The organism is Shimwellia pseudoproteus (assembly GCF_016415625.1).
Lineage (GTDB): Bacteria > Pseudomonadota > Gammaproteobacteria > Enterobacterales > Enterobacteriaceae > Shimwellia > Shimwellia pseudoproteus.
This window is the reverse complement of record NZ_WBXP01000012.1, coordinates 50,276-71,275: the sequence shown is the minus strand read 5'-3', so window position 1 is coordinate 71,275 and position 21,000 is coordinate 50,276. Positions and strand designations below refer to the sequence as shown.

Below are 21,000 nucleotides of genomic sequence, written 5' to 3'. Positions count from 1 at the left end.
GGCCCGCAGGCCGTTTTATTGTTTTTCTGCGCAACGCAACATACTGGAAAAGTCAGTTGCGTTGCAACCCGAACGCGTCAGGCGATAGAGCCTGCGCCGCGGCAAGGAGGCGACGCCGACAGCGTATCCTCCAGCGCGCTCCACTCTTTTGGCGTATAGGTATGTAGCGCCAGCGCATGGACCGTATTGGCCAGCTCATCGCTTAATGTGCCATAAATCAGGCGATGCCGATTCAGGAAGCGCTCACCCGCAAAGCGATCGCTCACCAGGACGACTTTGAAATGGCTTTCAGAGCCGGCAGGAACATTGTGACGATAACTTTCATCAGTAACTTCCAGGAACACGGGGTCGAATGCTGTCTTTAATTTTGCTTCTATCTGCTCGCGTACCATCATAATGTTCTCCTCAACATCACAGAGATGCCACCCATCTCTTTCAATATTAGCCGCTTTTACCGCTTCCATTGCGGCACGATAGTAAATATTTGCAGTTCCCTGTTCCAGGAAAGGCAGTCCTGATGTTATACCCTCGATTCGCCTCTGTTTTCTTCTGTTATTTTTTGGTAAACACCACGACTGACTAAAAAGAGAACAATCTGGCACAAAATAGCCGCTATTCCAGGTGCTGACCACCGGAGGCGGTGTTATCATGACGTCGCTTTTTTTATAAATGCTACCAGGCACAAAGAGATACACAACATGCTAAAAAGATTGCTCGTTCCCTTCGTTGCATTGTTTATGCTGGCAGGTTGCGCTACCCCGCCGACAACGATAGAAGTCTCACCAAAAATTACCTTGCCCCAACAGGATCCGAGCCTGGTGGGTGTCACTATCAGTATTAATGGCGTCGATCAGCGTCCTGACCAGGCACTGGCAAAAGTGACCCGCAATAACCAGCAGGTAACGCTGACGCCAACCCGCGACCTGCGGTTCCTGCTCCAGGAAGTGCTGGAGAAGCAAATGTCCGCCCGGGGCTATATGATTGGGCCTAACGGCTCTGCGGATCTGCAGATCGTGGTCAACCAGCTGTATGCCAATGTGTCCCAGGGCAACCTGCGTTATAACATCGCCACCACCGCTAACATCGCCATTTTGGTAACCGCTAACGGTAACAAGATGACCAAGAACTACCGCGCTAACTACAACGTGGAAGGTGCTCTCCAGGCCAGTAACCAAAATATCGCCGATGCCGTTAACTCCGTGTTAACCGACACCATCACCGATATGGCTCAGGACACCAGCGTTCACGACTTTATTAAACAGAACGCCCGTTAATTGCCATCACGCTGGCCTGCGTAAGCGGGCCAGTTACCGAGTACGCCATGTCCAGCCACTATCTACGCATTTTTCAGCAGCCTAAATCAGCCATTCTGCTCCTTCTGGGCTTCTCGTCGGGCCTGCCCCTCGCCCTCACCTCCGGGACGCTACAAGCCTGGATGACCGTCGAAAACATAGACCTTAAAACTATCGGGTTCTTCTCACTGGTGGGCCAGGCCTATGTCTTTAAGTTCCTCTGGTCTCCCCTGATGGACCGTTATACTCCGCCGATATTAGGCCGGCGCCGGGGCTGGTTGCTGATAACCCAGGTATTGCTGTTACTGGCCATTGTCGGCATGGGTTTTATGAATCCGGCATCACACTTGCGCTGGATGGCAGCCCTGGCGGTAGTGGTGGCGTTCTGCTCTGCCTCTCAGGACATTGTGTTTGATGCCTGGAAAACCGACGTTCTCCCGGCAAAGGAGCGCGGCAGCGGCGCGGCAATCAGCGTGCTGGGCTACCGCCTGGCGATGCTGGTGTCCGGCGGCCTGGCCCTGTGGCTGGCAGACCGTTACCTGGGCTGGCAGTCCACTTACTGGTTAATGGCGGCCCTGCTGATCCCCTGTATTATTGCCACCCTGCTGGCCCCGGAGCCGGCGGACGTTATTCCCGCGCCGCGTAGCCTGGAGCAGGCGGTACTGGCCCCGCTGAAAGATTTTTTTGGCCGCAATAATGCCTGGCTTATCCTGCTGCTAATTGTGATGTACAAACTGGGTGATGCTTTTGCCATGAGCCTGACCACCACCTTCCTGATCCGCGGTCTGGGGTTTGATGCCGGTGAAGTGGGAATGGTGAACAAAACCCTCGGGCTGTTTGCCACCATTGTCGGCGCCCTGATGGGGGGGGTACTGATGCAGCGCCTGTCGCTGTTTCGCGCGCTGTTGATCTTCGGCATCCTCCAGGGGGCATCCAATGCCGGTTATTGGTTGCTGTCGGTTACCGACAAACACCTGATGACCATGGCCGGGGCAGTCTTCTTTGAAAATCTGTGTGGCGGCATGGGTACCGCCGCCTTTGTGGCCCTGTTAATGACCCTGTGTAATAAGTCATTTTCAGCCACGCAGTTTGCCCTGCTCAGCGCCCTGTCTGCTGTTGGGCGGGTGTACGTTGGCCCCATCGCCGGGTGGTTTGTTGAAGCCCACGGCTGGCCGACGTTTTACCTGTTCTCGGTCATTGCGGCAGTGCCGGGCATCGTTTTATTGCTGGTATGCCGTAAAACCCTGGAATATACCCGGGTGACGGAAAGTTTTATGCCCCGCCGCTATTTTGCCGGTGCCTACCGCATGGCGCTGCGCATGATGATGCTGTGCTGCGCGGTGCTGGCGGTATGGCTGGTATTATTAATTCTCGCTGGCCTGGGGATAACGCTACTCAGTGACAGCAGCCTGCTGCTTGAAGTCGCGCTGTGGCTGGGGATCGCCGGGGTACTCTACGGTGTTACCCTCGATGTACTGGCCCTGCGCCGGGACCACCGCCCGGTGGAAACCCTCGCCCGCTGAGCACAAAGAATAAAAAGGCTGTGACCACGGCCTTTTTATTCGCCGGCAGATTAATTCAACAATCAGTTAACATAACATGCGGTATATTTCCCGCCAGATAATCACCTAATGAAATCAATATGGCCAAATAGTGGCCTGCGTAATTTGCACTAATTGCATATTCGTGTGGAATTACGTCACAAATAAATTAAATTTCCTCACCTTTTATTTCTTGATTTAACGATTCAGCTCTGAAGTTTTTATATTCAGCCCACCACACACCGCTTATGTTGATCAAATAATGTTAATTATTTGTGCTTATTTGTTATTGGTTATACCAATTTACACCCCTGCCGGATGCATCTGACCATTTTGGTTATAAAACCGCGCATCTTGCTGTCCACGCTCACATTTTGCCAGACTTAGCAACACTTGCGACACAGGCATCATAACACGCAACACCACACTGACAATGAGCCAATGATATTTACAGTAATGTAACCATCCCGTAAAATGCCTCGCACACCTTAAAGTCACTACATCCCTCCTGGAATTGAGGTCGTTCAATGAGACTCAGGAAATACAATAAAAGTTTGGGATTGTTGTCATTAATCGCCGGCACGGTATTACTCAGTGGCTGTGATTCTGCACTTCTCAACCCAAAAGGACAGATTGGACTGGAGCAACGTTCGCTGATACTGACGGCCTTTGGCCTGATGTTGATTGTCGTGATTCCCGCCGTCTTAATGGCAATTGGTTTCGCCTGGAAGTACCGCGCGAGTAACAAAGATGCTAAGTATAGCCCTAACTGGTCACACTCCAATAAAGTGGAAGCTGTGGTCTGGACGGTCCCTATTCTGATCATCCTGTTCCTGGCCGTACTGACCTGGAAAACCACTCACTCGCTGGAACCAAGCAAGCCTCTGGTCCACGATGAGAAGCCAATCACCATTCAGGTCGTCTCCATGGACTGGAAATGGTTCTTCATTTATCCGGAGCAGGGTATCGCCACGGTAAATGAAATCGCCTTCCCGGCGAATACCCCGGTTGAGTTTAAAATCACCTCAAACTCGGTAATGAACTCTTTCTTTATTCCGCGTCTCGGCAGCCAGATCTACGCCATGGCCGGTATGCAGACTCGCCTTAACCTGATTGCCAACGAAGCCGGTACCTATAACGGTATCTCCGCCAGTTATAGCGGTGCAGGTTTCTCTGGCATGAAATTTAACGCCATTGCGACACCGGATCGCGCCGGTTTTGACCAATGGGTTGCCAAAGTGAAGCAGTCCTCGCAGACCATGAACGACATGGCCACCTATGAAAAACTGGCCGCGCCGAGTGAGTACAACAAAGTGGAATACTTCTCCAGCGTGAAACCAGACCTGTTTGTGGACGTTATCAACAAGTTCATGAGCCATGGGGCACATGGTATGCCGATGGGTGAACATCCTGTTGCCGGACATGACGCACATGCGGAAATGGACGGTATGGAAGGTATGGACATGAGTCACGGGCAAGCCGCTCAATAAGGGGCCGAGGAATATAACAATGTTCGGAAAACTTACACTGGATGCAGTCCCCTACCATGAGCCGATTATCATGGGTACGGTGGGTGCGATCATCGTCGGGGGACTGGCGATACTGGCACTGATCACTTACTTCGGTAAGTGGACTTATCTATGGAAAGAGTGGCTGACCTCCGTCGACCACAAACGCCTGGGTATTATGTACGTCATCGTAGCAATCGTCATGTTGCTGCGTGGTTTTGCTGACGCCATCATGATGCGTAGCCAGCAGGCGCTGGCCTCCGCCGGAGAGGCAGGCTTCCTGCCCCCCCATCACTACGACCAGGTCTTCACCGCCCACGGCGTTATCATGATCTTCTTCGTGGCGATGCCTTTCGTTATCGGTCTGATGAACCTGGTGGTGCCATTGCAGATCGGTGCCCGGGACGTGGCCTTCCCCTTCCTGAACAACCTGAGCTTCTGGTTCACGGTAGTTGGGGTGATTCTGGTCAACCTGTCACTGGGTGTGGGCGAGTTCGCCCAAACCGGCTGGCTGGCCTATCCGCCGCTGTCGGGGGCAGAATACAGTCCCGGGGTGGGGGTAGATTACTGGATCTGGAGCCTTCAGCTCTCCGGGGTCGGGACAACGCTAACCGGGATTAACTTCTTCGTCACCATTCTGAAGATGCGCGCACCGGGCATGACCATGTTCAAGATGCCGGTATTTACCTGGGCATCACTGTGCGCCAACATCCTTATCATTGCTTCATTCCCGATTTTAACCGTGACCATCGCACTGCTGACCCTGGATCGCTATCTGGGCACCCATTTCTTCACCAACGATATGGGCGGCAACATGATGATGTACATCAACCTGATTTGGGCCTGGGGCCATCCGGAAGTGTACATACTGATCCTGCCGGTGTTTGGTGTGTTCTCGGAAATCGTGGCGACCTTCTCCCGTAAACGCCTGTTTGGTTATACCTCACTGGTGTGGGCGACGGTATGTATCACCATCCTGTCGTTTATCGTCTGGCTGCACCACTTCTTCACCATGGGCGCCGGGGCGAACGTTAACGCCTTCTTTGGTATCACCACCATGATTATCGCCATCCCGACCGGGGTGAAGATCTTCAACTGGCTGTTTACCATGTATCAGGGTCGGATAGTGTTCCACTCCGCTATGCTGTGGACCATCGGTTTTATCGTGACCTTTACCGTTGGCGGGATGACCGGGGTACTGCTGGCGGTGCCGGGTGCGGACTTTGTACTGCATAACAGTCTGTTCCTGATTGCCCACTTCCATAACGTCATCATCGGCGGTGTGGTATTCGGGTGCTTCGCCGGTCTGACCTACTGGTGGCCGAAAGCCTTTGGTTACACCCTGAATGAGACCTGGGGTAAACGCGCGTTCTGGTTCTGGATAATCGGCTTCTTCGTCGCCTTTATGCCGCTGTATGTGCTGGGCTTCATGGGGATGACCCGTCGTCTAAGCCAGCAGATAGATCCACAGTTCCACCCAATGCTGATGGTGGCCGCCTGCGGCGCCGTACTGATTGCCCTGGGTATCCTTTGCCTGATTATCCAGATTGTTGTCTCTATCCGTGACCGCGAACAAAACCGCGATCTGACCGGTGACCCGTGGGGTGGCCGTACGCTGGAATGGGCAACCTCTTCCCCACCGCCGTTCTATAACTTCGCCGTGGTGCCTCACGTTGAAGAGCGCGACGAGTTCTGGGAAATGAAAGAGAAAGGCGTCGCGTACCAGCAGCCGACCCGTTATGAAGAAATCCATATGCCGAAAAACAGCGGTGCCGGTATCGTGATTGCCGCCTTCGCAACGGTATTTGGTTTCGCCATGATCTGGCATATCTGGTGGATGGCGATTATCGGCTTTGCCGGCATCGTTGTGACCTGGATTGTCAAAAGCTTCGACGAAGACGTGGATTACTACGTCCCGGTTGCTGAAATCGAGAAAATCGAGAACCAGCATTTCGCCGATATTACTAAAGCAGGGCTGAAAAATGGCAACTGATACTCTGACCAACGCGCACGCCCATGCGCATGATCACGGGCACCACGATGCGGGTTCCAATAAGGTATTTGGATTCTGGATCTACCTGATGAGCGACTGCATTCTGTTCGCCTGTTTGTTCGCTACCTATGCCGTACTGTCAAACGGCACGGCGGGCGGCCCGAGCGGCAAAGATATTTTTGAATTGCCGTTCGTGCTGGTAGAGACATTCCTGCTGTTATTTAGCTCCATCACCTACGGCATGGCGGCCATCGCCATGCATAAAGAAAACAAAAGCCAGGTTGTTGCCTGGCTGGCGCTGACCTTCCTGTTCGGGGCTGGGTTTATCGGGATGGAACTCTATGAATTCCATCACCTGATTGGTGAGGGTTTCGGCCCGGACCGTAGCGGCTTCCTATCTGGCTTCTTTGCGCTGGTCGGTACCCACGGTCTGCACGTGACCTCTGGCCTGATCTGGATGGCAGTGCTGATGGTACAGATCTCCCGTCGTGGCCTGACCGCCACCAACCGCACCCGTATTATGTGCCTGAGCCTGTTCTGGCACTTCCTGGATGTGGTGTGGATCTGTGTGTTCTCTGTAGTCTATCTGATGGGGGCCATGTAATGAGTCATACCACTGATCAACACGGGGCATCCCACGGTAGCGTCAAGACCTACATGACCGGGTTTATCCTGTCGATTATTCTGACGGTTATCCCGTTCTGGATGGTCATGAACGGTACGGCGTCACACGCCGCCATCCTGGGAACCGTACTGGTTACCGCCGTGGTGCAGATATTTGTCCATCTGGTTTGCTTCCTGCATATGAACACCTCTTCTGAGGAGCGCTGGAACCTGACGGCCTTTATCTTTACCGCCATTATCATCGCTATCGTCGTAGTCGGCTCCATCTGGATCATGTGGAACCTGAACTACAACATGATGCTTCACTAAGAGCGGCGAAAATGATTAAGCAATACCTGCAAGTAACGAAACCAGGCATTATTTTCGGGAATTTAATCTCGGTGATTGGCGGCTTTTTACTCGCCGCCAAAGGCCAGATAGATATTCCCCTCTTCCTGTTCACCCTGGTGGGCGTGTCCCTGGTGGTGGCGTCCGGTTGTGTCTACAACAACGTCATTGACCGCGATATCGACCGCAAGATGGAAAGGACGAAGAACCGGGTGCTGGTAAAAGGCCTGATCTCGCCGGAAATTTCGCTGGTGTACGCCACTGTGTTGGGTATTGCTGGCTTCATGACGCTGTGGTTTGGCGCAAACCCACTGGCCATGTGGCTGTCGGTGATGGGTTTCGTGGTGTATGTCGGGCTGTACAGCCTGTATATGAAACGTAAATCTGTCTACGGCACCCTGATCGGTAGCCTGTCCGGCGCAGCGCCGCCGGTCATTGGCTACTGTGCGGTGACCGGTGAGTTCGATACCGGCGCGGCTATTCTGCTGGCGATTTTCAGCCTCTGGCAGATGCCGCACTCTTACGCCATCGCCATTTTCCGCTTTAAGGATTATCAGGCGGCCAATATTCCGGTATTACCGGTGGTGAAAGGGATTTCTGTTGCGAAGAACCACATCACGCTGTACATCATTGCTTTTATGGTGGCTACCCTGATGCTGTCTCTGGGCGGATACGCCGGGTATAAATACCTGGTGGTCGCCGCTGCGGTCAGCGTTTGGTGGCTGGGCATGGCGCTTTCCGGTTATAAAACGGCAAACGACCGCGTCTGGGCTCGCAAACTGTTTGTGTTTTCAATCGTTGCGATCACCTCCCTGAGCGTTATGATGTCCGTTGACTTTATGGTGCCAGATACCCATAACCTGGTCGCCTGGGCCTGGTAGGCCGGCAAACCACTAAAAGGGCGCGCCAGCGCCCTTTTTTATTATAAGAATCAAAGATAAGTGCGTGTAATATTTAGTCATTAACCTAGCATTTACCCGCCCCGCTCCCCGCACTACACTATGGTCGGCTTTTCATCTGAGGTAGCAATGAACGATTACAAAATGACACCCCTTGAGCTGCGGGCAACATGGGGGCTGGGAACGGTGTTCTCACTGCGCATGTTGGGCATGTTCATGGTGCTCCCGGTGCTCACTACCTGGGGGATGTCGCTTCAGGGCGCCAGTGAGGCACTCATCGGTGTCGCCATCGGTATCTACGGTCTGGCCCAGGCCATTTTCCAGATCCCCTTTGGTCTGGTATCGGACCGCATTGGCCGCAAGCCCCTGATTGTTGGCGGGCTGTTGATCTTCGTGCTGGGCAGCGTGATTGCCGCCCTCTCCCACTCCATCTGGGGCGTTATTCTTGGCCGGGCGCTCCAGGGCTCCGGGGCTATCGCCGCCGCCGTCATGGCGCTGTTATCCGATCTGACCCGGGAACAAAATCGCACTAAAGCCATGGCGTTTATCGGGGTCAGCTTTGGGGTCACCTTTGCGCTGGCCATGGTTCTTGGCCCGATAATCACCCACGCCTTCGGGCTCCAGGCGCTGTTCTGGATGATTGCCGTGCTGGCCAGCTGCGGTATTCTGATCACCCTCTGGGTGGTACCGAACAGTAAAAACCACGTTCTCAACCGCGAATCCGGGATGGTCAAAGGCTGTTTCCGGGCGGTGATGATGAACAAGAAATTGCTCAAACTGAATTTTGGCATCATGTGCCTGCACATCATGCTGATGTCCACCTTTGTGGCACTGCCCGGTGAGCTGGAGCTGTCCGGCTTCCCCGCCGCCGAGCACTGGAAAATCTACCTCGCCACCATGGTTATCTCTTTTGTGGCGGTGCTGCCTTTTATCATTTATGCGGAAGTTAAACGCCGGATGAAACAGGTGTTTGTCGGCTGCGTCATCCTGATTTTGATTGCCGAGATAGTATTATGGGGCGCGGTCAACCGCTTCTGGGTTCTCGCCCTCGGGGTACAGCTGTTTTTCCTTGCCTTCAATCTGATGGAAGCCATTTTACCGTCGCTTATCAGCAAAGAGTCCCCGGCCGGTTATAAAGGCACGGCGATGGGGGTCTACTCCACCAGCCAGTTCCTCGGGGTGGCGCTGGGTGGCACTATCGGCGGCTGGCTGGCGGGCTCCTTCGGCTCCCAGATGGTGTTCCTGGCGGCGGCCTTCCTCGCCACCCTGTGGCTGGTGGTCAGCACCACCATGGAAGAACCTCCCTATGTCAGTAGCCTGCGTATCACCCTGCCCGATGGGCTGAGCCAATTAGAAGGGCTACGCGAGCGCCTGCTGGCCCAGCCCGGTGTCAGTGACGCCAACATCATCGCCGGGGAGCACAGCGCCTACGTGAAAATCGACAGCAAGATAACCAACCGGGTTGAGATCGAAACCTTTTTAAAAAACGCCTAAAAAAACGCCCCGGACGGGGCGTTTTTTGTATCGCTAATCGCGCTGACGGATCAGTCGCGGAAATTATTAAACTGGAACGGCTGGCCCAGCTTACCGCTGCGCACCAGCTGCATCACCGCCTGTAAATCATCGCGTGCTTTACCGGTGACCCGCACCTGGTCTCCCTGAATCTGGGCCTGCACTTTCAGTTTGCTGTCTTTGATAATCTTGACGATTTTCTTCGCCATGGCGCTGTCGATCCCCTGGCGCAGTTTCGCATTAACGCTCCAGGTTTTACCGCTGTGCTCAAACTCTTCCGGCACCTCAATAGAGCCGCCTTCAATGCCGCGCTTGAGCAGCTTGGCCCGCAAAATATCCAGCAGCTGGTTTACCTGAAAATCAGACTCGCTGACCACTTTAATGGTTTTGTCTTTGTCGTTCAGTTCGAAACTGGCAGTGACATTACGAAAGTCGAAGCGGGTCTCAAGTTCACGGCTGGCGTTATCCACCGCATTCTGGACTTCCTGAATTTCGACTTCAGAAACAATATCAAAAGATGGCATATTCGCTTCTCCCTTAGGTTTTACTGGCAAGCATGATACCCGCTGAATTGTACAAAACAACCCGTTAAGGCGGTTAGCAACCTATTAAGGCTATAATAGGGGAAATAACAACACCCGTGCCGTACCGGGTGGGGAGGCGTAATGAAAATAACCGTACTGGGCTGTGGTGCTTTAGGGCAACTCTGGCTGACAGCGCTGTATAAACAAGGACATGAAGTCCAGGGCTGGCTGCGGGTAGCCCAGCCTTATTGCAGTATTAACCTGATTGAAACTGACGGCAGTGTTTTTAACCACACGCTCACCGCTAACGATCCGGCATTTTTATCGAACAGCGATCTGCTGATCGTCACACTGAAAGCCTGGCAGGTATTTGGGGCGCTTAAAAACCTAAAAACCAGTCTCGCCCCGGGCTGCCCGATTTTGCTGTTGCACAATGGCATGGGCACCCTCGATGAGCTCAGCGACTTACCCAATCCGCTCTTGCAGGGGGTGACCACCCACGCCGCCCGGCGTGACGGTAATGTGATTATTCACGTTGCCGGGGGAACAACCCATATCGGCCCGGGGAACCCGGCCGGTAAAGCCTTTAGCGAGCTGGCGGAACGGCTGCACCAGGTCTTGCCAGACGTCGCCTGGCATGATGATATCGCCGCCGCCTGCTGGCAAAAACTGGCGGTAAACTGCGTAATCAACCCGCTGACGGCAATCTATAACTGCCCCAACGGGGCGCTTATCCTGCACCGTGACGAGGTGGCCGCCGTCTGCCAGGAGGTGGCGCTGGTGATGGGCCGCGATGGCTACCACACCTCCCCGGAGGGCCTGCTGAGCTATGTTGAGCAGATAATCGACACCACCGGCCAGAATATTTCGTCAATGCTCCAGGACGTGCGCCTGCAACGCCACACGGAAATTGACTACATCACCGGCTATTTGCTCCAGCGGGGCCGGGCCCACGGCATTAGCCTGCCGGAAAACCGGCGCCTGTTCGAAATGATTAAACAGAAGGAAAGTGAATATGAGCGCATCAGCGCTGATCTGCCTGGCACCTGGCTGTGAAGAGACCGAAGCGGTCACCACTATCGACCTGCTGGTCCGCGCCGGGATCCGGGCCACCACCGCCAGCGTCGCCAGCGACGGTGACCTCACCATTACCTGCTCCCGGGGGGTAAAACTGCTGGCGGATGCCCCGCTGGTCAGCGTGGCCGATGGCGAGTTCGATGTAATTGTGCTGCCCGGCGGCCTGAAAGGCGCAGAGTGCCTGCGCGACAGCCCACTGCTGGTGGAAACCGTGCGCCAGTTTCATCTCTCCGGCCGGATTGTGGCGGCGATTTGCGCCGCGCCGGGCACCGTGCTGGCCCACCACAATATCTTTGTGCTGGGCAATATGACCGGCTTCCCGGGCTTAAAAGCCACCATTCCGGCAGATAGCTGGATGGATAAACGCTGTTACTACGACGAGCGCGTCAAACTGCTCACCAGCCAGGGGCCGGGCACCAGTATTGACTTCGCGCTAAAAATTATTGATCTGCTGGCGGGCAAAGAAAAAGCCGCCGAGGTGGCGGCGCAGTTAGTGCTGGCGGCGGGAATTTATAACTACGCGGATTAATCCCCTGCCCTGGTGATGCACCCAACAGGCAGCCTGCGGGCTGCCTGCTTTTTTAGCGCGGGTGTTACGGGCGATACACTTTCACGTTGTTAAAGCCCTGCTCGCGCAGATAGAGCGCCTGCAAACGGCTCATCACCCCACGCTCACACCACAGCAAGTAGGTTTTACTCTGGTCCAGATCGCCGAATTTGGTGCTCAGCTTGTAGAACGGCAGGCCAACCACCGTCACATTGTCTAGCTGTAGCGGCTTCTCGTCCTGCTCATCAACGGAGCGGATATCGAGGATTACTTCATTGGCGTCCACACCGCGCACGGTTTCCACTTCCACCACGCTCTCGGTGGTCTGCTGGGCAATGTCGCGGATATCCATGTTGACCGCCTCTTCGACAACCTTGTCGAGGATAGCAAAATCAAAGTGGGCTTCTTCCGCTTCAATCCGGGATTTCACCGCCTTCACGGTGGGGCTTTTGGAAATTACACCGCAGTATTCCGGCATGGTGCGGGCAAAGTCTTCGGTGCCGATTTCCCGGGCCAGATTGATGATGTGCTCTTTGTCGTGGGAGATAAGCGGGCGCAGGATCAAGGTGTCAGACACATTGTCGATCAACCGCAGGTTCGTGAGGGTTTGGCTGGACACCTGGCCCAGCGCTTCGCCGGTCACCAGGGCCTGAACCCCGTAGCGCTCAGCCACTTTCGAGGCGGCGCGCACCATCATACGCTTCAGCACCACGCCCATCTGGCCGTCATCGACTTTTTCAAGGATTTCACCGACTACCGGCTCGAAGTTAATCGCCACAAAGCGTACCCGGTGGGAGCTGCCAAAGCGGTTCCACAGGTAGTGTGCCACCTGCTTAACGCCGATTTCGTGGGCCGCACCACCAAGGTTAAAGAAGCAGTAATGCACCCGGCAACCGCGACGCATTAGCATATAGCTGGAAACGCCGGAATCGAAGCCGCCGGAAATCAGCGACAGGACATCTTCCTGGGTGCCTATCGGGTAACCGCCGATGCCTTCATAGCGGCCTTTCACCAGCAGCAGACGGTCATCTTCGATTTCTAAATTTACCGTCACATCCGGGTTGGTCAGTTTTACCCGGGCAGACTCGATATGCTGGTTCAGCCCGCCGCCCACATAGCGCTCAACCTCAATCGAGGTGAACTCATGCTTACCGCGGCGCTTCACGCGCACACAAAACGTTTTCCCCTGTAGCCGCTCCTGGTACATTTCCAGGGCCTGCTCGAAGATGTCGTGCATCGAGGTAAACGGCATATCGTCAACATCAAGGATATGGTGAATACCCGGAATACGGGTCAGCGCCTCGCGGATGGCGGTTTTCTGGCTTTCATCTTTGGCGCGCACCACAATGTGGTCCCAGTGGCGAACAACAGCCAGCTCTTCATCATAATGCTTAAGAACGTTACGAATATTCCCGGTAAGAATCTTAATAAAGCGCAAACGCACAGATTGGCTTTTGATGGTGATTTCCGGGAATAATTTAATGATAAACTTCATGGCGACTAAGTATTCGTTGGTCAGCCATGCAACGATGATGTCCGCTGGCTGAAGAGAGTAAATATGCAGTCGCACCACTGGCGCCTGCATCCAAAGCGCGCAAGTATATCACTGTTGTGAGACGGCGCACATAACCAACCTATTAAGGCTTATTTGATTATCGCCGGGTTCTGGTTACCATACTGCTTCACAAAATGATAACCACCTACCGGGTTAGAGATTTACCATGGCGAAGAAAAACGAACTCCCAGCCAGTTTTGAAAACGCGCTTCAGGAACTGGAACAAATAGTAACCCGTCTGGAAAGCGGTGATTTACCGCTGGAAAGTGCCCTGACCGAGTTTGAGCGCGGTATTCAACTGGCGCGTCAGGGACAAGTGAAACTGCAGCAGGCCGAGCAGCGCGTGCAAATCCTGCTGAGTGAAAATGAAGACGCACCACTTACCCCTTTTACGCCGGATGCTGAGTAATGGATTTTAAGCAACAGCTGCAGGCCCAGGCTTTGCGGGCCAATCAGGCACTGACACGTTTTATTGCTCCCCTGCCATTTCAGAACAGTCCACTGGTAGCCTGTATGCACTATGGCACACTGCTGGGCGGAAAACGGCTGCGCCCGTTCCTGGTCTACGCCACCGGCGAGATGTTTGGCGTTGCGCCAGCCGCACTGGACGTCCCGGCGGCGGCGGTTGAGTGTATTCACGCCTATTCGCTGATCCACGATGACCTCCCGGCAATGGACGATGACGATCTGCGTCGTGGTCAGCCCACCTGCCATATTAAATTTGGCGAGGCCAGCGCGATTCTGGCCGGCGACGCGCTACAAACGCTGGCGTTCTCTATACTGTCTGACAACGAGATGGAAAATGTCAGCCCGGCCTCCCGGCTGGCAATGATTTCTGAACTGGCCAACGCCAGCGGTATTGCCGGGATGTGCGGCGGCCAGGCGCTGGATCTGGCGGCAGAAGGCCAGTCCGTCAGCCTTACGGAGCTGGAGCAGATCCACCGCCATAAAACCGGCATGTTGATCCGCGCAGCAGTACGTATGGGCGCGCTGGCGGCCGGTGACGCGGGCCGCCAGGCATTACCTTTGCTGGATAGCTACGCGGACTGCATCGGCCTGGCATTCCAGGTGCAGGATGACATTCTGGATGTGGTGGGCGATACTGCCGTGCTGGGTAAGCGCCAGGGCTCTGACCAGCATTTGGGTAAGAGCACCTACCCGGCGATATTAGGCCTGGAACAGGCAAAAGCCAGAGCACAGGAGCTTTATCTTAATGCCTGCCAGGTTCTGGAAACGCTCGCGGCACAACAGTCGCTGGACACCTCAACCCTTGAAGCGTTAGCCCGGTACATTGTACAGCGTGACAAATAACACATAATGAGTCTGTGATGAGTTTTGATATTGCCAAATACCCCACTCTGGCACTGGTAGAGTCCACTGAAGAATTGCGTCTGATCCCGAAAGAGACGCTGCCCAAATTATGTGACGAGCTGCGTCGCTATCTGCTGGACAGCGTAAGCCGCTCCAGTGGACATTTTGCTTCCGGGCTCGGTACTGTTGAGCTCACCGTAGCACTGCATTATGTCTATAACACCCCATTTGACCGCTTGATCTGGGATGTGGGCCACCAGGCCTATCCCCATAAGATCCTCACCGGTCGCCGTGACAAAATCGACACTATTCGCCAGAAGAATGGCCTGCACCCGTTCCCGTGGCGCCAGGAGAGCGAGTACGACGTGTTAAGCGTTGGCCACTCGTCCACCTCGATCAGCGCCGGTATCGGTATTGCGGTGGCGGCCGCCAAAGAAGGCAAAGACCGGCGCACGGTCTGCGTGATTGGCGATGGCGCAATCACCGCCGGAATGGCCTTTGAAGCCATGAACCACGCCGGGGATATTCGCCCGGATATGCTGGTGGTGCTGAACGACAATGAGATGTCAATTTCTGAAAATGTCGGCGCCCTGAATAACCACCTCGCCCAGTTGCTGTCCGGCAAGCTGTACTCCTCTTTGCGGGAAGGCGGCAAAAAAGTGTTCTCCAGCGTGCCGCCAATTAAAGAGCTGCTCAAACGCACCGAAGAGCATATCAAAGGCATGGTGGTACCAGGGACCCTGTTTGAAGAGCTGGGCTTTAACTATATTGGTCCGGTGGATGGCCACGATGTGCTGGGGCTGGTCAGCACCCTGAAAAACATGCGCGACCTGAAAGGCCCGCAGTTTTTACATATCATGACCAAGAAAGGCCGGGGCTATGCCCCCGCCGAAAAAGACCCCATCAGCTACCACGCGGTGCCGAAATTTGATCCCCTGACCGGGCAACTGCCGAAGAGTACCAATACCACCCCGACCTACTCGAAGATCTTCGGTGACTGGCTGTGTGAAACCGCCGCGGGGGACGACAAACTGATGGCCATCACCCCGGCGATGCGTGAAGGCTCCGGGATGGTGGAATTCTCGCGCAAGTTCCCCGAACAATATTTCGATGTCGCCATTGCCGAGCAGCACGCAGTCACCTTTGCGGCGGGCCTCGCCATTGGTGGCTATAAGCCGGTAGTGGCTATCTACTCCACCTTCTTACAGCGCGCCTACGATCAGCTGATCCACGATGTCGCCATTCAAAAACTGCCGGTGCTGTTTGCCATTGACCGGGCCGGTATTGTCGGCGCGGACGGCCAGACCCACCAGGGCGCGTTTGATTTGTCCTTCCTGCGCTGCATTCCCGACATGGTTATCATGACCCCGAGTGATGAGAACGAATGCCGCCAGATGCTGTACACCGGCTACCACTACCCGAAAGGGCCCTGCGCCGTGCGCTACCCGCGCGGCAATGTTACCGGGGTGGCGTTACAGCCCCTCGAGCGGTTGCCCATCGGTAAAGGGATCATTAAGCGTGAAGGGGAAAAACTGGCGATTCTCAACTTCGGCACCCTGATTGGCGAAGCCGCATCCGTGGCGGAAACCCTCAATGCCACCCTGGTGGATATGCGGTTTGCTAAACCCCTCGATGAGGCGCTGATCCTCGAACTGGCCGCCCGCCACGACGCGCTGATCACCCTCGAAGAGAATGCCATTATGGGCGGTGCCGGTAGCGGCGTAAATGAAGTGCTGATGGCCCACCGTCGCCCGGTAGCGGTACTGAATATCGGCCTGCCTGACCACTTTATCCCCCAGGGTACCCAGGATGAAGCCCGGGCCGATGCCGGCCTGAATAGTGACCAGATCCTGACCCGCATCAAAAACTGGCTGGCCTGATCGCCGCCCCCTGACCCCACTCCTGCTATGCTAAAGCAACAGAACACTAGCATCAGCAGGAGTGAAATAAATGCACTATCAGCAACTCGGCAATACCGATCTGAAGGTATCCCGCCTGTGCCTCGGCTGTATGACGTTTGGCGAACCGGACCGGGGTAACCACGCCTGGACGCTGCCTGAAGAGAGCAGCCGCCCGATTATCCAGCACGCCCTTGAGCGCGGCATTAATTTCTTCGATACCGCTAACAGTTACTCCGCTGGCAGTAGTGAAGAGATTGTTGGCCGGGCGCTCCGTGATTTTGCCCGCCGTGATGAGGTAGTGGTCGCCACCAAAGTGTATCACCAGGTGGGGGACCTCCCCCAGGGGCTCTCCCGGGCCCAGATCCTGCGCTCAATTGACGACAGCCTGACCCGGTTGGGAATGGATTATGTCGATCTGCTGCAAATTCACCGCTGGGACTACACTACCCCGCTGGAAGAGACCCTCGAAGCTTTACACGATGTCGTGAAAGCCGGGAAGGCCCGCTATATTGGCGCCTCCTCGATGCATGCCTGGCAGTTTGCCAAAGCCATCTACACCCAGGACAAGCATAACTGGACCCGCTTCGTGACCATGCAGGATCAGTACAACCTTATCCAGCGCGAAGAAGAACGGGAGATGCTGCCGCTGTGCTACAGCGAAGGGATCGCGGTGTTGCCATGGAGCCCACTGGCCCGGGGCCGTCTGACCCGCCCCTGGGGGGAGACCACCGCCCGGCTGATTTCCGATGAGTTCGGCAAGAGCCTCTACCAGAGCAGTGAAGAGAACGACGCGCAAATCGCCGAGCGCCTGGCATATATCGCCCACGATACCGGGGCCAGCCGCGCCCAGGTGGCGCTGGCGTGGCTGCTGAGCAAACCCGGGGTCACCGCGCCGATTATCGGCACCTCGCGCCAGGAACAGCTGGATGATTTGCTTAACGCCGTAGATCTGACCCTGAGCCCGGAACAGATTGCCGAGCTGGAAACCCCTTACCAGCCCCATCATGTGGTCGGATTTAGCTGATCGTTTTCGGCGTGCTATGGGCCCCGGGAGCGGGGCCCGTTGCGAGGCAACAGCACGCGCTGCACCACAAAAAGCGCAGAACCGGCGGGGGTGATACCGTTATTGCGTCGCTACCCGGCGCCGGCCTGGCCGGTGCTCATTCAGCATCTTGTTCGATTTTCTTTATCACCCAAATAAAAAGGAGCGGTAATAAAAAAACGACAGCAATAATGGCCGAAAATTCTAATAGCATCATGGGAAAATAACCTAACGCGATTATTTAAGTTAGTCTGCTCACAATTACCGCAGTAAGCAACGCCGCAGTACCCTACTCGTTATGCTATTTACTGCCTGCCCATCCCCCGGCTAATTAATGAAAAAAAACAAAAAAGGATAAATATTACTGGCGCGGATACCCCCTGTTTTCCGGATATACCCTACGCGCATGAAACACACTTTTTCATTTTTCCGGGCCTGCCTGACGACAACCGGCAGGCCACCCGCGGCAGCCTGCGCCACAGGCGGTGTCGGTGCTCTGATTAGCATAGCCTACCAGAGCCACCGAAGCCCAGGGGTGAGAACGTTCACACAATACGGGGGGGATATAATTCTGACTTTTTACAAAATATCCGCCGGCTACTCTGCGGTTTTAGCGAAATAATAATCGCTCTCCCGCCCAGACAGCAGTAATGATAGCGATGGCTAAAATAGCAAGAAACGTTCGGCGCATTTATGGCGAATTAACCGCTGGCGGCAGCCGGCGCTATTACCTGACAAAAAATACCGCCATTATCTGAGGTGTTTATTTATCAAATTCTTTACCCGCGCCCCATACCACCAGCGGCCAACAAAAAGGGAGCCGACGCTCCCTGATGGGTAAATTAGATTATCCCCAGCGGCCAGTGGTGGCCAACCAGGTAAATAATACCGGCGGAAATCACCCCTGCGACAATGTCGTCGATCATGATCCCCATACCGCCCTGGACATTGCTATCGAACCAGCGGATCGGCCAGGGCTTCCACATGTCGAGGATGCGGAACACCACAAAGCCAATCAGTACCCACTGCCAGTTATTCACCGGCAACGCCATCAGCGTTATCCACATCCCGACAAACTCGTCCCAGACGATGCTGCCGTGGTCATGAACCCCCATGTCCTTTGCGGTAACGTGACACAGGTACACCCCGATACAGATGGCGAACATCACCACCAGCGAATAGAGCTGCCAGGGCAGCATAATCAACAGGCACCAGAACGGGATCGACGCTAACGACCCCATGGTGCCCGGTACAACCGGGCTGAGGCCGCTGCCAAACCCGGTGGCCAGTAAGTGCCAGGGGTTAGCTAAATTCAGGCGCTGTTTTGCCTGTTGTTTATCGCTACGCGAAATGGTCATAGCCTTTTTCATCCAGAATAACTGGCTCACCGTGGCGGGTATAGAGTAGCCCGTCCGATGGCGCGCACATTTGTCCAATGCAGGTGAAGGGAACGCCTAAATGGCCCAGTGCCACATCCAGTGCGCCGCGGTGAAGCTCCGGCACGCTAAAGCACAGCTCATAATCCTCGCCGCCGCTCAGCGCCCAACGCAGGGCCTGTGCGGCATCACAGTGGCTGCGTAAGGCGTCCGATAACGGTAACGCATCAACATCAATGCGCGCCCCGCAGTCGCTGGCGGTGAGAATATGGCGCAAGTCAGACGCCAGCCCGTCAGAGAGATCGATAGCGCTGCTGGCCCGCTCCCGCAGCCCCTGCCCCTGTAAAATGCGCGGTGTCGGGCGCAGATGGCGCTGTACCAGATAATCCCGGGCGGCGGCATCAGGCACGGTCAGCCGCTGCTGGAGGATAGCCAGCCCGGCGGCGCTGTCCCCGAGGGTACCGGTCACGTAGATCCAGTCCCCCGGTTTAGCCCCGCTGCGGGTGAGCGCCCGACCAACAGGCACTAACCCGTGAATACCCAGGGTCATCGCCAGCGGGCCCCGGGTGGTATCGCCGCCGATCAGCTGCATTTCGTAATAACTGAGTTGTTCAAACAGACTGTCGCTAAAGGCTTCCAGCCAGGCTTCGTCCACCTCTGGCAGCGTCAGGGCCAGGGTCAGCCAGGCGGGATCAGCGCCCATAGCCGCTAAATCGCTGAGGTTAACCGCCAGCGCTTTATAGCCCAGATCCGCCGGATCGATATCGGCCAGGAAGTGAACCCCCGATACCAGCGTATCGGTGCTGATGGCCAGCAGTTGTTTATCAGGGACAGTGAGAAGTGCACAATCGTCGCCGATACCGGTATCAACATCCGCGCGTGCGCGGCGGACACGATCAAAGTAACGGGCAATCAGAGAGAATTCGCCACAAGCCATAGGTTTTGCCTCGGCAGAAGAAAACAAGGCCGGATGGACCGGCCTTAAAGATTACTTTCTGTGGGGACGGATCTGCGGAGCGGCTTTATCGAGCACGCCATTGACAAATTTATGGCTGTCTTCGGCGCCGAAGGTTTTTGCCAGCTCGATGGCTTCGTTGATGGCCACTTTGTACGGCACATCAGAACGTTTTGCCAGCTCAAACAGCGCAATACGCAGAACGGCTTTTTCCACCTGCCCCAGCTCTTCCAGTTGGCGGGACAGCCAGGGTTTCATCAGGCCATCCAGATAAGCGCTATTGGTTGCCACACCGGTCAGCAGCTCGCGGAAGTACAACACGTCCACATCTTTCACATCCTGGTCAGCCAGGAACTGATATTCAACATCAGCAATATCGTTATGGGACAACTGCCAGGAGTAAAGCGCCTGTACGGCACACTCCCGAGCGCGGTGACGAGCAGCAGGTTTCACGGAATTCCCCTTACAAAATTGGTCAAGCCCTAATGGCTTTCAATACATTAATCATTTCCAGCGCGGTCAAGGCCGCCTCGGCGCCTTTATTACCGGCTTTGGTCCCGGCGCGGTCGATAGCCTGTTCCAGGCTTTCGGTCGTCAGAACACCAAAGGCAACCGGGATCTCACAGTCCTGGGAGACGTGCGCCAGGCCATTGCTGGCCCCACCGGCAACATATTCAAAATGCGCGGTACCGCCACGAATTACTGTCCCTAACGCCACCACGGCATCGTATTTACCGGACTTCGCCAGGGCACCTGTCGCCAGCGGCAGCTCGTATGCACCCGGAACCCAGACCACGGTGATGTTTTCATCTTTCACCTGACCAATGCGTTTCAGCGCATCAAGAGCCCCTTGCAGCAGGCTGTCATTGATGAAGTGGTTGAAACGGGCAATGGTGATGGCAACACGAGCATCTGGTGCAGATACGTTAGCTTCAATAATGTTCATATTCTTCCTTAACAGGTTCAGGTGCCCCTGAGGGGGGCGGATTTTATCATAATCTTTTCGTCACTGCTTA

At 55.2% G+C, this 21,000-nt stretch carries 21 protein-coding genes; 14 read left to right on the top strand and 7 right to left on the bottom strand.

All coding sequences use genetic code 11. The annotated features are described in order from the left end of the window. Positions 1-77: 77 nt before the first annotated feature. Positions 78-395 carry a transcriptional regulator BolA gene (gene bolA / locus F9C28_RS07665; RefSeq protein ID WP_199014670.1) on the bottom strand — a complete coding sequence of 106 codons (318 nt, stop codon included), beginning with the start codon at positions 393-395 and terminating at the stop codon, positions 78-80. A gap of 303 nt (positions 396-698) precedes the next feature. On the opposite strand from bolA, the gene F9C28_RS07660 reads away from it, so the two are divergent. The 8 genes from F9C28_RS07660 (at position 699) to F9C28_RS07625 (ending at position 9,678) form a co-directional block, all read left to right on the top strand. Next, the gene (locus tag F9C28_RS07660) at positions 699-1,274 is read left to right on the top strand and encodes a lipoprotein (protein ID WP_199014642.1); all 576 of its coding nucleotides are present in this window, start codon (positions 699-701) and stop codon (positions 1,272-1,274) included. A gap of 47 nt (positions 1,275-1,321) precedes the next feature. Further along, positions 1,322-2,815, top strand: a complete 1,494-nt coding sequence (gene ampG, locus F9C28_RS07655; RefSeq protein ID WP_199014641.1) for a muropeptide MFS transporter AmpG — start codon at positions 1,322-1,324, stop codon at positions 2,813-2,815. Between the two features lie 545 nt (positions 2,816-3,360). Beyond that, a complete protein-coding gene (gene cyoA, locus F9C28_RS07650) occupies positions 3,361-4,323 on the top strand; it encodes a cytochrome o ubiquinol oxidase subunit II (protein ID WP_199014640.1) in 963 nt (320 codons plus the stop codon). Positions 4,324-4,342: 19 nt separating this feature from the next. Continuing rightward, entirely contained in the window at positions 4,343-6,334 is a 1,992-nt protein-coding gene (cyoB, locus tag F9C28_RS07645) for a cytochrome o ubiquinol oxidase subunit I (protein WP_199014639.1), read from the top strand. Continuing rightward, positions 6,324-6,938, top strand: coding sequence for a cytochrome o ubiquinol oxidase subunit III (locus F9C28_RS07640; protein ID WP_199014638.1), 615 nt, complete (start codon positions 6,324-6,326; stop codon positions 6,936-6,938). The genes cyoB and F9C28_RS07640 overlap by 11 nt, the downstream gene beginning before the upstream one ends. Beyond that, positions 6,938-7,267 carry a cytochrome o ubiquinol oxidase subunit IV gene (locus F9C28_RS07635; RefSeq protein WP_199014637.1) on the top strand — a complete coding sequence of 110 codons (330 nt, stop codon included), beginning with the start codon at positions 6,938-6,940 and terminating at the stop codon, positions 7,265-7,267. Before F9C28_RS07640 ends, F9C28_RS07635 begins: the two co-directional genes overlap by 1 nt. Before the next feature lie 11 nt (positions 7,268-7,278). Next, entirely contained in the window at positions 7,279-8,166 is an 888-nt protein-coding gene (gene cyoE, locus F9C28_RS07630) for a heme o synthase (RefSeq protein WP_199014636.1), read from the top strand. A 147-nt stretch (positions 8,167-8,313) separates the two neighbouring features. Then, positions 8,314-9,678 carry an MFS transporter gene (locus F9C28_RS07625; protein ID WP_199014635.1) on the top strand — a complete coding sequence of 455 codons (1,365 nt, stop codon included), beginning with the start codon at positions 8,314-8,316 and terminating at the stop codon, positions 9,676-9,678. A gap of 50 nt (positions 9,679-9,728) precedes the next feature. On the opposite strand, the gene F9C28_RS07620 is transcribed toward F9C28_RS07625, so the two are convergent. Beyond that, positions 9,729-10,220, bottom strand: coding sequence for a YajQ family cyclic di-GMP-binding protein (locus F9C28_RS07620; RefSeq protein ID WP_199014634.1), 492 nt, complete (start codon positions 10,218-10,220; stop codon positions 9,729-9,731). A 141-nt stretch (positions 10,221-10,361) separates the two neighbouring features. Between F9C28_RS07620 and panE the strand changes: the two genes are divergently transcribed. Continuing rightward, on the top strand, positions 10,362-11,276 hold the full coding sequence (gene panE / locus F9C28_RS07615; protein ID WP_199014633.1) for a 2-dehydropantoate 2-reductase: 915 nt from the start codon (positions 10,362-10,364) through the stop codon (positions 11,274-11,276). Then, on the top strand, positions 11,236-11,826 hold the full coding sequence (gene yajL, locus F9C28_RS07610) for a protein deglycase YajL (protein WP_199014632.1): 591 nt from the start codon (positions 11,236-11,238) through the stop codon (positions 11,824-11,826). Before panE ends, yajL begins: the two co-directional genes overlap by 41 nt. A gap of 64 nt (positions 11,827-11,890) precedes the next feature. Here the strand turns inward: yajL and thiI are convergent, their stop codons facing one another. Further along, a complete protein-coding gene (gene thiI, locus F9C28_RS07605; protein ID WP_199014669.1) occupies positions 11,891-13,339 on the bottom strand; it encodes a tRNA uracil 4-sulfurtransferase ThiI in 1,449 nt (482 codons plus the stop codon). A gap of 226 nt (positions 13,340-13,565) precedes the next feature. Between thiI and xseB the strand changes: the two genes are divergently transcribed. From xseB to F9C28_RS07585, 4 genes are all read left to right on the top strand, one after another. Then, positions 13,566-13,808 (top strand): exodeoxyribonuclease VII small subunit, encoded by a 243-nt coding sequence (xseB, locus tag F9C28_RS07600; RefSeq protein ID WP_199014631.1) that lies wholly within the window; start codon positions 13,566-13,568, stop codon positions 13,806-13,808. Further along, positions 13,808-14,710: a (2E,6E)-farnesyl diphosphate synthase gene (gene ispA, locus F9C28_RS07595; protein ID WP_199014630.1), complete on the top strand. Its 903-nt coding sequence runs from the start codon at positions 13,808-13,810 to the stop codon at positions 14,708-14,710. Before xseB ends, ispA begins: the two co-directional genes overlap by 1 nt. Before the next feature lie 17 nt (positions 14,711-14,727). After that, positions 14,728-16,590: a 1-deoxy-D-xylulose-5-phosphate synthase gene (gene dxs / locus F9C28_RS07590; RefSeq protein ID WP_199014629.1), complete on the top strand. Its 1,863-nt coding sequence runs from the start codon at positions 14,728-14,730 to the stop codon at positions 16,588-16,590. Positions 16,591-16,660: 70 nt separating this feature from the next. Further along, on the top strand, positions 16,661-17,635 hold the full coding sequence (locus tag F9C28_RS07585; RefSeq protein WP_199014628.1) for an aldo/keto reductase: 975 nt from the start codon (positions 16,661-16,663) through the stop codon (positions 17,633-17,635). 860 nt (positions 17,636-18,495) lie between these two features. On the opposite strand, the gene pgpA is transcribed toward F9C28_RS07585, so the two are convergent. The 4 genes from pgpA to ribH are packed head-to-tail and all read right to left on the bottom strand — an operon-like array spanning position 18,496 to position 20,930. After that, a complete protein-coding gene (gene pgpA, locus F9C28_RS07580) occupies positions 18,496-19,011 on the bottom strand; it encodes a phosphatidylglycerophosphatase A (RefSeq protein WP_199014627.1) in 516 nt (171 codons plus the stop codon). Further along, positions 18,995-19,966, bottom strand: a complete 972-nt coding sequence (thiL, locus tag F9C28_RS07575; protein ID WP_199014626.1) for a thiamine-phosphate kinase — start codon at positions 19,964-19,966, stop codon at positions 18,995-18,997. Before thiL ends, pgpA begins: the two co-directional genes overlap by 17 nt. Positions 19,967-20,017: 51 nt before the next feature. Further along, positions 20,018-20,437, bottom strand: a complete 420-nt coding sequence (gene nusB, locus F9C28_RS07570; protein WP_199014625.1) for a transcription antitermination factor NusB — start codon at positions 20,435-20,437, stop codon at positions 20,018-20,020. 22 nt (positions 20,438-20,459) lie between these two features. After that, positions 20,460-20,930, bottom strand: coding sequence for a 6,7-dimethyl-8-ribityllumazine synthase (gene ribH, locus F9C28_RS07565; protein ID WP_199014624.1), 471 nt, complete (start codon positions 20,928-20,930; stop codon positions 20,460-20,462). Positions 20,931-21,000 lie beyond the last annotated feature (70 nt).

Bases quoted from the DNA above. Each gene is read 5' to 3' on its own strand.
- bolA (WP_199014670.1), bottom strand. From the start codon at position 395: ATGATGGTACGCGAGCAGATAGAAGCAAAATTAAAGACAGCATTCGAC.
- F9C28_RS07660 (WP_199014642.1), top strand. From the start codon at position 699: ATGCTAAAAAGATTGCTCGTTCCCTTCGTTGCATTGTTTATGCTGGCA.
- ampG (WP_199014641.1), top strand. From the start codon at position 1,322: ATGTCCAGCCACTATCTACGCATTTTTCAGCAGCCTAAATCAGCCATT.
- cyoA (WP_199014640.1), top strand. From the start codon at position 3,361: ATGAGACTCAGGAAATACAATAAAAGTTTGGGATTGTTGTCATTAATC.
- cyoB (WP_199014639.1), top strand. From the start codon at position 4,343: ATGTTCGGAAAACTTACACTGGATGCAGTCCCCTACCATGAGCCGATT.
- F9C28_RS07640 (WP_199014638.1), top strand. From the start codon at position 6,324: ATGGCAACTGATACTCTGACCAACGCGCACGCCCATGCGCATGATCAC.
- F9C28_RS07635 (WP_199014637.1), top strand. From the start codon at position 6,938: ATGAGTCATACCACTGATCAACACGGGGCATCCCACGGTAGCGTCAAG.
- cyoE (WP_199014636.1), top strand. From the start codon at position 7,279: ATGATTAAGCAATACCTGCAAGTAACGAAACCAGGCATTATTTTCGGG.
- F9C28_RS07625 (WP_199014635.1), top strand. From the start codon at position 8,314: ATGAACGATTACAAAATGACACCCCTTGAGCTGCGGGCAACATGGGGG.
- F9C28_RS07620 (WP_199014634.1), bottom strand. From the start codon at position 10,220: ATGCCATCTTTTGATATTGTTTCTGAAGTCGAAATTCAGGAAGTCCAG.
- panE (WP_199014633.1), top strand. From the start codon at position 10,362: ATGAAAATAACCGTACTGGGCTGTGGTGCTTTAGGGCAACTCTGGCTG.
- yajL (WP_199014632.1), top strand. From the start codon at position 11,236: ATGAGCGCATCAGCGCTGATCTGCCTGGCACCTGGCTGTGAAGAGACC.
- thiI (WP_199014669.1), bottom strand. From the start codon at position 13,339: ATGAAGTTTATCATTAAATTATTCCCGGAAATCACCATCAAAAGCCAA.
- xseB (WP_199014631.1), top strand. From the start codon at position 13,566: ATGGCGAAGAAAAACGAACTCCCAGCCAGTTTTGAAAACGCGCTTCAG.
- ispA (WP_199014630.1), top strand. From the start codon at position 13,808: ATGGATTTTAAGCAACAGCTGCAGGCCCAGGCTTTGCGGGCCAATCAG.
- dxs (WP_199014629.1), top strand. From the start codon at position 14,728: ATGAGTTTTGATATTGCCAAATACCCCACTCTGGCACTGGTAGAGTCC.
- F9C28_RS07585 (WP_199014628.1), top strand. From the start codon at position 16,661: ATGCACTATCAGCAACTCGGCAATACCGATCTGAAGGTATCCCGCCTG.
- pgpA (WP_199014627.1), bottom strand. From the start codon at position 19,011: ATGACCATTTCGCGTAGCGATAAACAACAGGCAAAACAGCGCCTGAAT.
- thiL (WP_199014626.1), bottom strand. From the start codon at position 19,966: ATGGCTTGTGGCGAATTCTCTCTGATTGCCCGTTACTTTGATCGTGTC.
- ribH (WP_199014624.1), bottom strand. From the start codon at position 20,930: ATGAACATTATTGAAGCTAACGTATCTGCACCAGATGCTCGTGTTGCC.